The 16,257-nt window shown below is 56.5% G+C and carries 10 protein-coding genes, 1 tRNA gene and 2 rRNA genes; 5 read left to right on the top strand and 8 right to left on the bottom strand.

Annotation, left to right across the window (positions count from 1 at the left end):
• Positions 1–8: 8 nt before the first annotated feature.
• Positions 9–3,704 carry a methionine synthase gene (metH, locus tag OCH02_RS13020; RefSeq protein ID WP_410001257.1) on the bottom strand — a complete coding sequence of 1,232 codons (3,696 nt, stop codon included), beginning with the start codon at positions 3,702–3,704 and terminating at the stop codon, positions 9–11.
• 186 nt (positions 3,705–3,890) lie between these two features.
• Between metH and iclR the strand changes: the two genes are divergently transcribed.
• The 5 genes from iclR to OCH02_RS13045 all read left to right on the top strand — a co-directional run bounded on the left by iclR (position 3,891) and on the right by OCH02_RS13045 (position 9,467).
• Positions 3,891–4,721 carry a glyoxylate bypass operon transcriptional repressor IclR gene (gene iclR, locus OCH02_RS13025; protein ID WP_012147185.1) on the top strand — a complete coding sequence of 277 codons (831 nt, stop codon included), beginning with the start codon at positions 3,891–3,893 and terminating at the stop codon, positions 4,719–4,721.
• Between the two features lie 249 nt (positions 4,722–4,970).
• Positions 4,971–5,510, top strand: coding sequence for a gluconokinase (gene gntK, locus OCH02_RS13030; RefSeq protein ID WP_261431611.1), 540 nt, complete (start codon positions 4,971–4,973; stop codon positions 5,508–5,510).
• Positions 5,507–6,844, top strand: coding sequence for a gluconate transporter (gene gntU / locus OCH02_RS13035; protein ID WP_153858788.1), 1,338 nt, complete (start codon positions 5,507–5,509; stop codon positions 6,842–6,844). Before gntK ends, gntU begins: the two co-directional genes overlap by 4 nt.
• Positions 6,845–6,954: 110 nt before the next feature.
• On the top strand, positions 6,955–8,769 hold the full coding sequence (gene edd, locus OCH02_RS13040; protein WP_261431613.1) for a phosphogluconate dehydratase: 1,815 nt from the start codon (positions 6,955–6,957) through the stop codon (positions 8,767–8,769).
• A 56-nt stretch (positions 8,770–8,825) separates the two neighbouring features.
• Positions 8,826–9,467, top strand: a complete 642-nt coding sequence (locus tag OCH02_RS13045; RefSeq protein ID WP_261431615.1) for a bifunctional 4-hydroxy-2-oxoglutarate aldolase/2-dehydro-3-deoxy-phosphogluconate aldolase — start codon at positions 8,826–8,828, stop codon at positions 9,465–9,467.
• A 30-nt stretch (positions 9,468–9,497) separates the two neighbouring features.
• Here the strand turns inward: OCH02_RS13045 and aceK are convergent, their stop codons facing one another.
• From aceK to rrf (OCH02_RS13080), 7 genes are all read right to left on the bottom strand, one after another.
• Positions 9,498–11,252: a bifunctional isocitrate dehydrogenase kinase/phosphatase gene (gene aceK, locus OCH02_RS13050; protein ID WP_261431616.1), complete on the bottom strand. Its 1,755-nt coding sequence runs from the start codon at positions 11,250–11,252 to the stop codon at positions 9,498–9,500.
• A 61-nt stretch (positions 11,253–11,313) separates the two neighbouring features.
• A complete protein-coding gene (aceA, locus tag OCH02_RS13055; RefSeq protein ID WP_261112413.1) occupies positions 11,314–12,621 on the bottom strand; it encodes an isocitrate lyase in 1,308 nt (435 codons plus the stop codon).
• Between the two features lie 47 nt (positions 12,622–12,668).
• Positions 12,669–14,267 (bottom strand): malate synthase A, encoded by a 1,599-nt coding sequence (gene aceB, locus OCH02_RS13060; RefSeq protein ID WP_261431617.1) that lies wholly within the window; start codon positions 14,265–14,267, stop codon positions 12,669–12,671.
• Positions 14,268–14,652: 385 nt separating this feature from the next.
• Entirely contained in the window at positions 14,653–15,582 is a 930-nt protein-coding gene (gene metA / locus OCH02_RS13065; protein ID WP_012147198.1) for a homoserine O-succinyltransferase, read from the bottom strand.
• A 196-nt stretch (positions 15,583–15,778) separates the two neighbouring features.
• Positions 15,779–15,894, bottom strand: a 5S ribosomal RNA gene (gene rrf / locus OCH02_RS13070).
• A 50-nt stretch (positions 15,895–15,944) separates the two neighbouring features.
• Positions 15,945–16,020, bottom strand: a tRNA-Thr gene (locus OCH02_RS13075).
• Between the two features lie 13 nt (positions 16,021–16,033).
• Positions 16,034–16,149: ribosomal RNA gene (gene rrf / locus OCH02_RS13080) — 5S ribosomal RNA — on the bottom strand.
• Positions 16,150–16,257 lie beyond the last annotated feature (108 nt).

The following is a 16,257-nucleotide window of genomic DNA, read 5'->3' on the forward strand; positions in this document are numbered from 1 at the left end:
AAGGATAATCAGTCGGCGTCGTAGCCGAGGTTGGGTGCCAGCCAGCGTTCAACCTCACTGACGCTCATGCCCTTACGCGCCGCATAGTCTTCCACCTGATCGCGCTGGAGCTGGGCTACCGCAAAATACTTGCTCTGCGGATGGCTGAAGTACCAGCCGGACACCGCCGCCCCCGGCCACATGGCGAAGGATTCGGTCAACACCATACCTGTGTGCCGGTTCACATCCAGCAGGCGCCAGATTTCCGCTTTCTCGGTGTGTTCCGGGCAGGCCGGATAGCCCGGAGCCGGACGGATGCCCTGATAATTTTCGCGGATCAGCTCTTCGTTGCTCAGGTTCTCTTCAGTCGCGAAGCCCCAGTGCAGCTTGCGCACCTGCTCGTGCAGGTACTCGGCGAAAGCCTCCGCCAGACGATCCGACAGCGCCTTCACCATGATTTTATTGTAATCATCGTGCTGCGCATCATAGGCCGCCGCCAGGTCATCCTCTTCCAGACCGCCGGTCACCGCGAAGGCGCCGAAGTAGTCGGCCTTGCCGCTGCTTTTCGGCGCGACAAAGTCCGCCAGACAGTAGTTCGGGAAGTCGGTTTTTTCCGTCTGTTGACGCAGGTGGCGGCTGACCACCAGCACCTCATCACGGTTTTCGTCGCGGTACACCTCCACATCGTCACCAACGCGGTTGGCCGGGAACAGGCCATAGACACCGCGCGGGTTGAGGCTGCCGTTGGCCGCCAGCATGTCCAGCATCTGGTTGGCATCGGCGAACAGCCGTTTGGCCTCTTCACCCACCACTTCATCTTCCAGAATGCGCGGGTATTTACCCGCCAGCGACCAGGTCATAAAGAACGGCGTCCAGTCGATGTAATGACGCAGCGTTTCTATACCGGCTTCAACCGGGTAAACGCCCAACCGTTTCGGCACCGGCGGCTGGTAATTTTCCCAATCCAGCACCATGGCGTTATCGCGCGCTTTTTGCAGGCTGACCGGTGGGGTACGCGGCTTTTTACGCGCGTGCTGGATACGCACGGTTTCATATTCTTTACGGGTACGCGCTACAAAATCATCGCGTTGGGTGGCGGAAAGCAGTGCCGACACCACCCCCACGGTCCGTGAGGCATTTTGCACGTAGGTGGTTGAACCACTGTAATTTTGCTCAATCTTCACTGCGGTATGGGCCTTAGAAGTCGTGGCCCCGCCGATCAGCAACGGCAGGGTAAAGCCCTGACGCTCCATCTCTTTAGCCACGTTGACCATCTCGTCCAGCGACGGGGTAATCAGCCCCGACAGGCCGATGATATCGACGTTTTGTTCACGCGCGGTTTTCAGGATTTTCTCCGTCGGCACCATCACGCCCAAATCGACAATTTCGTAATTGTTGCACTGCAGCACCACGCCGACGATGTTTTTACCGATGTCGTGCACGTCGCCCTTCACCGTCGCCAGCAGGATTTTCCCCGCCGTCGTGCCTTTCTCTTTGCTGGCCTCGATGTACGGCTCCAGATAGGCCACCGCCTGCTTCATCACCCGGGCGGATTTCACCACCTGCGGCAGGAACATCTTGCCTTCGCCGAACAGGTCACCGACCACGTTCATGCCTGCCATCAGCGGCCCTTCGATCACTTCGATCGGGCGATCCGCCCGCTGGCGCGCTTCTTCCGTATCCAGCTCGATAAACTCGGTAATGCCTTTGACCAGCGAATATTCCAGCCGCTTTTCGACCGGCCAGCCACGCCACTCCGCCTGCTGCACCGCCACTTCGTTATCTTTACTGCCACGGTATTTTTCTGCCAGCTCCAGCAGGCGCTCAGTGCCGTCGTTGCGGCGGTTGAGGATCACATCTTCCACCGCATCGCGCAGTTCGGCGCTCAGATCGTCGTAGATCGCCAACTGCCCGGCGTTAACGATGCCCATATCCATGCCATTGCGGATCGCGTGATACAGGAATACCGCGTGGATCGCCTCACGCACCGGATCGTTACCGCGGAATGAGAACGACACGTTGGACACCCCGCCGGAAATCATCGCATGCGGCAGGTGGGTTTTGATATCGGCACAGGCTTCGATAAAGTCGACGGCATAGTTGTTATGTTCATCAATACCGGTGGCGACGGCAAAAATATTCGGGTCGAAAATAATGTCTTCCGGCGGGAAGCCGACGCGCTCGGTCAGGATTTTATAGGCACGGCGACATATCTCGAACTTGCGCTCGCGGGTATCCGCCTGGCCGACCTCGTCAAATGCCATCACCACTACCGCAGCACCGTAGCGGCGCACCAGCTTGGCGTGGTGAATAAAGGCCTCTTCGCCCTCTTTCATCGAGATCGAGTTAACGATGCCTTTGCCCTGAATACACTTCAGGCCTTTCTCGATCACCGACCATTTTGAGGAGTCGATCATGATCGGCACGCGGGCAATATCCGGCTCACCGGCGATCAGGTTGAGGAAACGCACCATCGCAGCTTCGGCGTCGAGCATCCCCTCATCCATGTTGATATCGATAATCTGTGCGCCGCTTTCCACCTGCTGGCGGGCAACGTCCAGCGCTTCGCTGTATTTCTCTTCTTTGATCAGCCGCTTAAAGCGGGCGGAACCGGTGACGTTGGTACGCTCGCCTACGTTGACGAACAGCGTTTTGGCGTCAATATTCAACGGCTCAAGGCCGGCCAGGCGGCAGGCGACCGGGATCTCCGGCAGTTGGCGCGGGGGGACGCCCGCTACGGCCTTGACCATCGCGGCAATGTGTTCCGGCGTGGTGCCGCAGCAGCCACCAATAATGTTCAGGAAGCCCGCCTGCGCCCACTCACCGACCTGTTTCGCCATTTCTTGCGCGTCCAGATCGTATTCGCCGAAGGCGTTGGGTAACCCGGCGTTGGGGTGAGCGGTGACGTAGCTTTCCGAGATACGCGACAGCTCAGAAACGTATTGGCGCAGTTCGTCCGGGCCCAGCGCACAGTTCAGGCCAAAGCTCAGCGGCTTGACGTGACGCATCGAGTTATAGAAGGCTTCGGTGGTCTGGCCCGACAGGGTACGACCGGAGGCATCGGTGATGGTGCCGGAAATCATGATCGGCAACGCCACGCCCAGGGCTTCAAATTCGGTTTCCACCGCAAAGGCGGCGGCTTTGGCGTTCAGGGTATCGAAGATGGTTTCGATCATGATCAGATCGACGCCGCCTTCCACCAGCGCACGCGTTGATTCGCGGTAGGCTTCCACCAGCTCATCGAAAGAAACATTACGGAACGCCGGATCGTTGACGTTCGGTGAAATAGAAGCGGTGCGGTTGGTCGGGCCCAGTACCCCGGCCACATAACGCGGCTTTTCCGGCGTGCGTGCGGTCCATTCATCGGCACAGGTGCGCGCCAGACAGGCGGCCTGATAGTTAATCTCGGCGGACAGCGACTCCATATGGTAGTCGGCCATGGCGATGGACGTGGAGTTGAAGGTATTGGTTTCGAGAATGTCGGCCCCCGCTTCCAGGTAGCCGTAGTGGATGGCGGTGATCACTTCCGGTTTGGTTAGCACCAGCAGGTCATTATTGCCTTTCAGATCGCTCTGCCAGTCGGCAAAACGCTCGCCACGAAAGTCACGCTCTTCCAGACGATAGCTCTGGATCATGGTGCCCATGCCGCCGTCCAACACTAAAATTCTCTGCGCTAACTGCCGGCGCAGTTGTTCTACTCGATTTGTCACTGTAACCCCTTCAATTACCGATCCAGCCCATCGCTCAACTGCTGCAAAAACCAACGAGCCATCCTAGCACAGGTGTGGTTGGCGCTAATTGAGAGTTTTTCAGGTTGGCGGATAACAGATCCGATGAGCTGATTGACGGCTTGCAATTCACACGTAAAAAACGAAAATGAATTCCATCATACGGAAAAAGGAACGTGAATTATGGTCACCCCTGCTCCTGCCAAACGTGGCAAAAAGCCCCGTGCTGCATCCCCGACCGCCAGTGCGGCGACCGGCCAGGTACAGTCGCTGACCCGTGGTCTGAAATTATTGGAATACATTGCCGAAGCTCAGGGCAATGTCGCGCTAACCGATCTGGCCCAACAGGCCGGCTTGCCGAACTCCACGACTCACCGCCTGCTCACCACCATGCAGCAGCAGGGGTTCGTGCGGCAGGTGGGCGATCTGGGTCTGTGGACCATCGGCTCACACGCCTTTGTGGTCGGCAGCAGCTTTTTGCAGAGCCGTAATCTGCTGGCGATGGTGCACCCAACGCTACGTCGCCTGATGGAAGAGTCCGGCGAAACGGTCAATCTGGCGGTGCTGGATACCAGCGAGTATCAGGCCATTATTATCGATCAGGTACAGTGCACCGCGTTAATGCGCATGTCGGCACCGATCGGCGGTAAACTGCCGATGCACGCTTCCGGCGCGGGGAAAGCCTTTCTTTCCACCCTGCCGGATGAGCAGGTCACCAAACTGCTGCATAAAAAGGGCATGCAAACCTATACCCAGCATACCCTGACGCCACACAACCTGAAGGAAGGGTTGGCGCAAATTCGCAAGCAGGGCTTTTCCTTTGACGACGAAGAACATGCGCTCGGCCTGCGCTGCGTAGCAGCCTGCATCTTCGACGAGCACCGTGAAGCCTTCGCCGCCATCTCCATCTCCGGCCCGGTCTCTCGCATCACCGATAACCGCGTGACTGAGCTGGGCGCGTTGGTGATCCACGCGGCAAAAGAGATCAGTCTGGAATATGGCGGCGTGCGTTAAGCATAGCCCTCTTGCCAAGGGTGCAGTTTCTGCACCCTGCCCCTTATCCTTTACTGTTGTCAGCATGTAAAACGCGGTACCGATCCTGTTTCCCTCCCCCAATAAAAACTTGAAGCCGATCACAGATAACGATCCTGGCTGCTAAAGCCCATTGCAACCGGCGAAAGTTCCTTCGACAATGTTACCGATAACATGTTACCGGTAACAAATCGAATAAGGTAACGTCTCTCATCGTTTTGGAGCTAAGCCATGACCAATAATCAAAACCGCATTTACGTCATTATGGGCGTTTCCGGCAGCGGAAAATCCGCTGTGGCTGCCGCAGCGGCCCGCCAACTGTCTGCCGGGTTCCTCGACGGTGATTTTCTGCACCCGCGCAGTAATATCTTGAAAATGGCCGCCGGCGAACCGCTGAATGATGACGATCGTGCCCCTTGGTTGGCCGCACTCAACGACGCCGCCTTCGCCATGCAGCGTACCAATAATGTTTCGGTTATCGTCTGTTCGGCGCTGAAGAAACACTACCGCGATCGCCTGCGTGCCGGTAACGGTAACCTGTCGTTCATCTACCTGCACGGTGACTTCCCGGTAATTGAAGCCCGCCTGGCGGCCCGCAACGGCCACTTCTTCAAACCACAGATGTTGGTAACACAGTTTGCCGCACTGGAACAACCGGGCGCAGACGAGAACGACGTGATGTCCGTGGACATCAACCAGCCGCTGGAAGGCGTGATCGCCGATACGGTGAAACATATCCAAAGCTTCCTGCCACAGGACGTGTGCGCGTGAATACTGTAACGCTGGTCGGTACCGCAGTCGGCTCTGTTCTCTTATTGCTGTTTCTGGTGATGAAGGCGCGTATGCACGCCTTCGTCGCATTAATGCTGGTGTCTATCGCTGCCGGGATCTTCTCCGGCATGCCGCTGGATCGCATTGCCGATACCATGCAAAAAGGCATGGGCGATACGCTGGGCTTCCTGGCGATCGTGGTGGCGCTGGGAGCGATGTTTGGCAAGATACTGCATGAAGTCGGTGCGCTGGATCAAATTGCGGCACATTTGCTGAAACGTTTCGGCCAAAGCAAGGCCCATTACGCGCTCGGCATTGCCGGTTTGATCTGTGCTCTACCGCTGTTCTTTGACGTGGCCGTGGTGCTGCTGATCGGCATCGTGTTTGCCGTGGCGCGCCGCACCGACGGCAACATCGTTAAGCTGGCCATCCCGCTGTTTGCCGGCGTCGCCGCCGCCGCTTCATTCTTGCTGCCGGGGCCGGTACCGATGCTGCTGGCCTCTCAAATGAAGGCCGACTTTGGCTGGATGATTGCCATCGGGCTGGTCGCCGCGGTGCTCGGCATGCTGATTGCAGGCCCATTATACGGCAGCTTTATCAGCCGCTATGTTAATTGGTCAATGCCGGCGGATGAAAACGAACCGGCGCTGAACACCGCCAAACTGCCGTCATTTGGCCTTAGCCTGGCGCTGGTACTCTGCCCACTGGTTTTGGTCGGCATGAAAACCATTGGCGCCCGCCTGGTCACGCCTGGTTCACAGTTACAACAATGGCTGGAGTTTATTGGTCACCCGTTTATCGCCATTTTAGTCGCTTGTTTGATCGTGATTTATGGCCTGGCGAAACCCCGTGGCATGACCAACGAGCAAACACTGGCCATCTGCTCTGCGGCAGTGCAGCCCGCCGGGATCATTCTGCTGATGACCGGGGCCGGTGGCGTCTTCAAGCAGATTTTGGTGGATTCCGGCGTCGGCCCAGCATTGGGTGACGCCATGATCGGCACCGGTCTGCCGATCGCCGTCGCGGCCTTTGTGCTGTCCGCCATGGTACGAGTGATTCAGGGATCTGCCACCGTGGCCTGTCTGACCACCGTCGGCCTGGTGTTACCGGTCACCAGCCAACTGGGGCTTGGCGGCGGACAACTGGCCGCGCTGGCTATCTGTATTGCCGGTGGGTCTATCGTACTCAGTCACGTCAACGACGCCGGTTTCTGGCTGTTCGGCAAGTTTACCGGTGCCAATGAGCTGCAAACGCTCAAAACCTGGACGGTGATGGAAACCATTCTGGGTAGCGTGGGCGGCATCATAGGCATGATTGCTTTCACCCTGTTTTAAAACATCATAAAGACATAACAGCGCCCCCGGCCTTGCACATCAGGGCTGCAATTCACCACCGGGGGCACCGCCACAGGCGGCGTCTATAACAAATAGCATGTGAGGAAGGTATGATTAATCCAACCCTATCCCGTGTCACACAACGCATTATCGACCGTTCCAAATCAAGCCGCGCCGCCTATCTGGCACGTATTGAAGCCGCGCGTTCACAAACCGTACATCGGGCCCAGTTGGCCTGCGGTAACCTGGCCCATGGCTTTGCCGCCTGCCAGCCGGATGACAAAACTGCGCTGAAAAATATGGTGCGCAGCGATATCGCCATCATTACCGCTTATAACGACATGTTGTCCGCCCACCAGCCCTACGAAAGCTACCCGCAAAAGCTTAAACAGGCACTGCACGCGGTAGGGGCTGTCGGCCAGGTGGCCGGTGGCGTCCCGGCGATGTGCGACGGTGTGACTCAAGGACAGGACGGCATGGAACTGTCGCTGATGAGTCGTGACGTGATCGCCATGTCGTCTGCCATCGGCCTGTCGCACAATATGTTCGACGGCGCGTTGTTCCTCGGCATCTGTGACAAGATCGTGCCGGGACTGGTGATGTCCGCCCTGTCCTTCGGCCATTTGCCGTCGCTGTTTGTCCCCGCGGGCCCGATGAGCAGCGGCTTGCCGAACAAAGAGAAAGTCCGGGTGCGCCAACTGTATGCCGAAGGCAAGGCCGACCGTCTGGCACTGCTGGAGGCTGAGGCCGCCTCCTACCATGGCATCGGTACCTGCACTTTCTACGGCACCGCCAACACCAACCAAATGGTGATGGAAGTGATGGGGCTACACCTGCCGGGTGCCTCTTTCGTCCACCCGGATACACCGCTGCGCGATGCATTGACCGACGCGGCCGCACGTCAGGTCACTCGCCTGACCGAAACCGCCGGCAACTATCTGCCGATCGGCCGACTGGTGGATGAGAAGGTGGTGGTGAACGGTATCGTTGCGCTGTTAGCTACCGGTGGCTCCACCAATCTGACCATGCACATGGTGGCAATGGCTCGCGCCGCCGGCATCATTATCAACTGGGATGATTTCTCCGAACTGTCGGACGCGGTGCCATTGTTATGCCGCATCTATCCGAACGGCCCGGCGGATATCAACCAATTCCAGGCCTCGGGCGGCGTCGCTCTGGTGGTACGCGAGCTGTTGAAACACGGCCTGCTGCACGAAGACGTGCATACCGTGGCCGGTTTTGGCCTGACGCGCTACACCCAGGAGCCCTGGCTGGATAATGGCCAACTGGCCTGGCGTGAAGGCACGGAAGCGTCACTCGACGCCAAGGTTATCGCCAGCGTGGCCGAGCCTTTCGAGCACCATGGCGGTACCAAGGTGCTGGCAGGCAATCTCGGACGGGCGGTAATGAAAACCTCGGCAGTCCCCGCTGAAAACCAGATTATCGAAGCGCCGGCGGTGGTATTTGAAAGCCAGCATGACATCGTACCGGCGTTTGAAGCCGGCAAACTGGATCGCGATTGTGTGGTGGTGGTGCGCTTCCAGGGACCGCAGGCCAATGGCATGCCGGAACTGCACAAACTGATGCCGCCGTTGGGCGTATTGATGGACCGCGGCTTTAAAGTGGCACTGGTGACCGATGGCCGCCTGTCCGGCGCTTCCGGCAAGGTTCCGTCCGCCATTCACGTGACCCCGGAAGCCTACACCGGTGGCATGCTGGCCAAGGTGCAAAACGGCGACCTGATCCGCGTAAATGGCCGCACTGGCGAGCTGGCCCTGTTGGTCGATGCCGACATGCTGGCCCAGCGCGCACCTTATCAACCCGACCTGAGCGCAGAACATGTCGGCTGTGGCCGTGAACTGTTCGGCGCCTTGCGCAGCCAGCTTTCCGGTGCCGAACAGGGCGCCTGCTGCATTAAATTTTAACCGATAGCATGGCCGTACAGCCCGACGGCGGCGGCCATAACTGGAGAAAACCGTTAATGAACAATTGGAAGACAAGCGCAGAAAAGATCCTGATGGCCGGACCGGTCGTCCCGGTGATCGTCATCAACAAACTGGAACATGCGGTGCCGTTGGCGAAAGCCCTGGTCGCCGGGGGTGTGCGGGTATTGGAAGTGACACTGCGCACCGCCTGCGCGATGGACGCGATCCGTGCGATTGCCAAAGAAGTGCCGGACGCGATTATCGGTGCCGGTACCGTCATTAATCCACAGCAACTGCAGGAAGTGACCGACGCCGGCGCACAGTTCGCCATCAGCCCAGGCCTGACCGCCGATCTGCTGAAAGCGGCCACGGCCGGGTCTATTCCGTTAATTCCCGGTATTTGCACCGTGTCGGAACTGATGCTGGGCATGGATCACGGCCTGCGTGAGTTTAAATTCTTCCCGGCTGAAGCCAACGGCGGCGTGAAAGCGCTGCAGGCCATCAGCGGCCCCTTCCCGCAGGTGCGCTTCTGCCCAACCGGCGGCATCTCACCGAACAACTACCGCGATTATCTGGCGCTGAAAAGCGTGCTGTGCATCGGCGGCTCCTGGCTGGTACCGGCAGATGCACTGGAAAGCGGGGACTACGCGCGCATTACCGAATTGGCGCGCGCCGCCGTTGCGGGTGCGAAAGCGTAATCTTGCCGGGCGCGGTAATCAACCGCGCCCTTATGCCGTAGCCGATGTCGCGGGCAGCGCTGCGCCACTACGCTGGCTAAAACGCCGTTTTTTGCGGTAAGCAAACACGTCCTCCACATGCCCATCGCGGATACGCTGTTGCAACCCGCGCCAATAATCGGCCTCGAACAGGTCACGATGCATCTCTTCAAACACCTGCCGGATGCGCCGATCTCCACACAGAAAGTGCCTGAACTCCTCCGGGAAGACGTCATTGGGCGATACGCTGTACCAGGGTTCGCTGGCCAACTCATCTTCCGGATAACGCGGTGGCGGAATATCGCGGAAGTTGACCTCAGTCATGTAGCAAATCTCATCGTAGTCGTAGAACACCACCCGCCCGTGCCGGGTCACACCAAAGTTTTTGAACAGCATATCGCCGGGGAAAATATTGGCGGCGGCCAGTTGCTTGATGGCGTTACCGTATTCTTCTATCGCGTCGCGCATCTGCTGTTCATCGGCCTGTTCCAGATATAGATTCAGCGGCGTCATGCGTCGTTCCATATACAGATGCCTGATCGCGATACGATCGCCCAGATCCTCCAGCTTATCCGGCACCTCACGCTGCAGCTCAGCCAGCAGCTCTGGACTGAGACGCGCCTTGTCGACGACAAAGTTTTCGTACTCCTGGGTATCCGCCATGCGCCCTACGCGATCGTGTTCTTTCACCAGTTGGTAGCAGGCCATCACCTGCGCCTGCGTGACCTCTTTTTGTGGCGCAAACTCATCCTTAATCACCTTGAATACCCGATCGAAAGACGGCAGGGTAAACACCAGCATCACCATGCCCTTCACCCCCGGTGCGATGATGAACTGCTCCTGAGAGCCGCTCATAAACGTCAGATACTCACGGTAACATTCTGTTTTTCCGTGCTTCTGGCAACCAATCGCCATATACAGCTCGGCGGTGGTTTTGCCCGGCAGTATTTCACGCAGCCACTCGACCATTGCCGCCGGCAGAGGTGCGTAAACCATAAAGTAGGAGCGGGCGAAGCCGAATACGATGCTGGCCTCGGCCTTGCTGGTCAGGCAGGTATCAATAAACAAGGCACCGGAATCACTGTGATGGATCGGCAGCAGGAAAGGATAGACCCGGTCTGCTACACGCAATTTCCCTACCAGCCAGGCCGCCTTGTTGCGGTAAAACAGCTCATTGGCGATCTGGAACGTCGCGCCTGCCAATTGCTGCGCGCTGAAGCTCTGCAGCAATGCCAACGTAATGTAATCAATATCGCGCGATAAATTTTCCCACGGCAACCGCAGAGGCAAATCGGTCAGCAGGTTGTACAACATTGCCGAAACGTCACCGTTGGCGGTGAAATCGCGTGATAATGGACGCGGGATGTCGCGAAAGCGTCCTTCCGGCTGAGAGCTGAAAACAAACAGTTTTTCCGGCGTCAGATCGCGATGTCTGAACAGCCGACAGTAGACCGAATTGAAGAAGCTTTCGGCAATCTCAAAACGTGGGTACTCCGGCAGCAGATCGGTATACACCGCCTTCACCCGACTTGGGAAGTCTGCATCAAAATACTGTTGCCCGGTGATGCACTTCAGTTGCTCTACCACCAGGCCGACGTGATGATCATACAGGTGGATTCGTTTTTTCATCGCCTGCTGTACTGCCGGCCAGTCCGCCCGCTCAAAACGCTGCTGCGCACCGGCGGTCACCTCCAGGAAGCGGCCGTACTGTGCATCAAAGCCCTGCAGGATCGTCTGCGCGATCAACAGCTCCAGTTTTGCCGCCATCCTTACCTCTCGCCAGAAAAGAGAGCCTGCATAAGCAGGCCCTGGTTTACGCGTGGCAGTATCAGAACTGCTGTTCTTCCGTAGAACCGGTCAATGCCGTCACTGAGGAAGCACCGCCCTGAATAATGGTGGTCACCTTGTCGAAATAACCGGTACCCACTTCCTGTTGGTGTGAGGCAAAGGTATAACCGCGAGCCACGGCGTCGAATTCCGGCTGCTGCACTTTCTCGACGTAGTGCTTCATGCCCTCACCCTGCGCATAGGCATGCGCCAGGTCAAACATGTTGAACCACATGCTGTGGATGCCCGCCAGCGTGATGAACTGGTACTTGTAACCCATCGCTGACAGCTCTTCCTGGAAGCGAGCAATCGTCTGGTCGTCCAGGTTCTTTTTCCAGTTGAATGACGGCGAGCAGTTGTACGCCAGCAGTTTGCCCGGGAATTTGGCATGGATTGCATCGGCAAAGCGCTTGGCTGCCTGCAGATCAGGCGTGGAGGTTTCGCACCACACCAGGTCAGCGTAAGGGCAATAGGCCAGTCCACGGCTGATCGCCTGCTCAACACCGGCATGGGTGCGGAAGAAACCTTCAGCAGTGCGCTCACCGGACACAAATTCGCGATCGTACGGGTCACAGTCAGAAGTCAGCAAATCGGCAGCATCAGCATCGGTACGCGCAATAACCAGCGTCGGCACGCCGAGTACATCCGCTGCCAGACGCGCAGCAACCAATTTCTGGATCGCTTCCTGGGTCGGCACCAGCACTTTGCCACCCATATGACCGCATTTTTTCACCGCCGCCAGTTGGTCTTCGAAGTGCACCCCGGCAGCACCGGCTTCAATCATCGCCTTCATCAGTTCGAAGGCATTCAGCACGCCACCAAACCCGGCTTCGGCATCGGCGACGATTGGCAGAAAGTAGTCGGTGTAGCCCTTGCTGCCCGGTTCAATTTTGTTGGCCCACTGGATCTGATCGGCACGGCGGAAGGTATTATTAATGCGCTCAACCACGGCCGGTACAGAGTCAACCGGGTACAGCGACTGGTCCGGGTACATCGCAGACGCCGTGTTGGCATCCGCCGCTACCTGCCAGCCGGACAGGTAAATTGCTTCGATGCCGGCCTTGGCCTGCTGCAGCGCCTGGCCGCCGGTCAGCGCCCCCAGACTGTTGACGTAGCCTTTGCGAGATTTACCGTGCAGCAGTTCCCACAGTTTGGCGGCACCGTTCTGTGCCAGGGTGCAAACCGGGTTAACCGAACCGCGCAGGTTAATGACGTCTTCCGCACTGTACGGGCGGGTGATGCCTTCCCAGCGAGCCGATTTCCATTCCTGTTCCAGTTGTTGAATCTGTTGAGCACGAGAGGTAGACATAATTTTTATCCTTTTCAATAATTTAGGGTTAATGGTCAGGAACGGATTCAGGCCAACAGCTCATAGCCCGGTAACGTCAGGAAATCGATTAATTCGTCTTGCGTAGTGATACGCTCCATCAGGCGCGCAGCTTCTTCGAAGCGGCCGGCGTTAAAGCGTGCCTCACCCAACTCTTCACGTACTACCAACATTTCTTCTTTCAGCATCTGACGGAACAGCGCCTTGGTGACCAGTTGGCCATCGCTCAGGCTCTTTTCATGGTGGATCCACTGCCAGATAGAGGTACGGGAAATTTCCGCCGTCGCCGCATCTTCCATCAGGCCATAAATCGGCACGCAGCCATTGCCGGAGATCCAGGCTTCGATGTACTGCACCGCCACGCGGATATTGGCGCGCATGCCGGCTTCGGTGCGCTCACCGTCACAAGGTTCCAGCAACTGCGCAGCACTGATTGGCGCGTCGTTTTCACGCAGCACTTCCAGCTGGTTACGCCGCTCACCGAGCACCCGGCTGAAGACTTCCATTACGGTATCCGCCAGCCCTGGATGGGCCACCCAGGTACCGTCGTGGCCGTTATTGGCCTCCAGCTCTTTATCCGCCCGCACCTTGTTCAGCACCCAGGCATTTTTTTCGGCATCTTTACTCGGGATAAATGCCGCCATACCGCCCATGGCAAAGGCACCGCGCTTGTGGCAGGTCTTGATCAACAACCGGGAATAGGCGCTAAGGAATGACTTGTCCATGGTGACCGACTGACGATCCGGCAATACCCGGTCAGCATGATTTTTCAGCGTCTTGATATAGCTGAAGATGTAATCCCAACGGCCGCAGTTCAAACCGACGATATGATCGCGCAGGTGGTACAGGATCTCGTCCATCTGGAATACCGCCGGCAGCGTTTCGATCAGCACCGTGGCTTTAATCGTGCCGCGTGGCAGGGAGAAGCGATCCTCCGCAAAGCTGAAGACTTCGCTCCACCAGGCCGCCTCCTGCCAGGACTGGGTTTTTGGCAGGTAGAAATAAGGACCGCTGCCCTTGGCCAGCAGTTGACGGTAGTTGTGGAAGAAATACAACGCAAAATCGAACAGGCCGCCGGGAATCGCTTCCCCCTGCCACTGCACGTGTTTTTCCGGCAAATGCAGGCCGCGTACGCGAGCAATCAATACCGCCGGGTTCGGCTTCAACTGATAAATCTTGCCGGCTTCATTGGTGTAAGAAATGGTGCCGTTCACCGCGTCATGCAAATTGATTTGGCCGTCGATGACTTTGTCCCAGCTCGGTGCCAGTGAGTCTTCGAAGTCAGCCATAAACACCTTCACATTAGCGTTCAGGGCGTTGATGACCATCTTGCGTTCAACCGGACCGGTTATTTCCACCCGGCGGTCGCGAAGATCCTCTGGAATGCCACGGATCGACCACTTACCATTGCGAATGGAATCAGTTTCCGAAATGAAGTCTGGAAGATCGCCTTGATCGATCTTCTGCTGCCAGCAGGCACGCGCAGCCAACAGTTTGTTGCGCTGTGGAGTAAATTTACTCACCAGTTCCGTCAGGAATTCGACTGCGTCATCCGTCAACACCTGCCGTTCAGCAGCGCTAAAACCCTGCGTAAAGGTTAATTCCGTGCCTACTATCTGTTGCGTCATGGTCTTGCTCCTTCCTATCGTTGCGCACCGCCGTTGCCATTAAGCCGACGCATCTTCATCAAAAATCAGTGTGGATCAGGGCGTATAAAACGATCCTCAACTGGTCAGATCTCTTCTCTCTGGATCTAAGAATACTCAACTAAAAATAAAAATCAAAAACCATTTCCATTTTATTAAAAAATATTTCATTAACCTTTTATTATCAATTGGTTAATAAACATAACAATAGACACCGTTAAGGAAACCGGTTCCACAACAGAGGTGAAATGAATTTAACTAGTTGTAAGGCAATGGTTTTTACTAAAAAAGAGGGGGGAATGAGGAAGACAGATGGGGAAGATATGACATCGGCGGCCTCGATTCAGCCGCCGACGAGGGAAAAAAGTTACTCGAGAGTCGGATTCATATGACGCAGATCGTATGGTGTGATCTGGTAAACGTAGTAGTTGAGCCAGTTGGCAAACAGCAGATGACCATGGCTGCGCCAGGAGGCTTTGGGGGTGAGTTCGGGGTTATCATCGGGGAAGTAATTCAGCGGTACCACAGGATTAAGACCGGCATCGTTATCGCGACAATACTCACCGGCCAGCGTTAGGGCATCATACTCCGGGTGGCCGGTCACAAATGCCAGCCGCTTGTCCTTACTGGCGAACAAATAGGCCCCGGTTTGCTCTGATTCGGCCAGGATATCCAGATCCGTATACTGGCGGATAATCTCCGTAGGGAAGTCTGCATAGCGTGAGTGAGGCGCGAGGAAGGTCTCATCAAAACCGCGAGTCAGCAAGGCGTGCTGCTGCAGCGTCTGGTGCTGATAAACCCCCGACAGTTTCACTTCGCGCGTCATCTTCGGAATACCATACAGAATGTTCAATGCCGCCTGCACCGCCCAGCATACAAACAGCGTGGAGGTGACGTGATTCTTGGCCCAGTCAATCACCCGTTCGATCTGTGGCCAGTAGGCAACGTCACAGAAATCGACCAGCCCCAGCGGTGCCCCGGTGACAATCAATCCGTCGAAATTCTCATCCTGAATATCCTCAAAATCACAGTAAAAGTTATTCAGATGCTCCGCCGGCGTATTCTTTGACTCACGGCTGTCAATACGCAGCAGCTGAATGTCGATTTGCAGCGGAGAGTTGGAAAGCAGGCGTAAAAACTGGTTTTCTGTCTCGATCTTTTTTGGCATCAGGTTGAGGATCAGTACTTTCAATGGCCTGATTTCCTGTGTTTTTGCCCGAGAGGATGCCATGACAAAGACATTCTCATTGCGCAAAAAACTGACTGCAGGTAACTCATCAGGAACACGAATCGGCATTGCTTAACCCTCACACATCCGTTTAAACGTTTAGACTTCTAGATGCCCGAAGATAGCGTTTTTTTAGCAGGATGTCGAGTGTTCAACCGGAAGGTGAAAATGTTTCATTGCCTTGGCAGAAGGTAGGATCCGTACGTTTTAGGAAGGCACAAAGCAAAAAGGCCATCCTTGCGGATGGCCTCTTGGCTTAATTGATGCTTGGCAGTGTCCTACTCTCGCATGGGGAGACCCCACACTACCATCGGCGCTACGGCGTTTCACTTCTGAGTTCGGCATGGGGTCAGGTGGGACCACCGCGCTATTGCCGCCAAGCAAATTCTTTTAATTCTTTTTGCCGAACTTCTAAACCCACTTTAATAAAGTGGTGCTGATACCCAGAGTCGAACTGGGGACCTCACCCTTACCAAGGGTGCGCTCTACCAACTGAGCCATATCAGCACACTAATTTGATGCCTGGCAGTGTCCTACTCTCGCATGGGGAGACCCCACACTACCATCGGCGCTACGGCGTTTCACTTCTGAGTTCGGCATGGGGTCAGGTGGGACCACCGCGCTATTGCCGCCAGGCAAATTCTGTTTCATTCTCGGCCGTCATTCTCATGACCACCAGAACCAATCTCGGAACTTCGCTGAAAATCTCTCAAATCAAAACACTTTTGGTGTTGTAAGGTTAAG

The organism is Serratia quinivorans, assembly GCF_946227985.1.
GTDB lineage: Bacteria > Pseudomonadota > Gammaproteobacteria > Enterobacterales > Enterobacteriaceae > Serratia > Serratia quinivorans_A.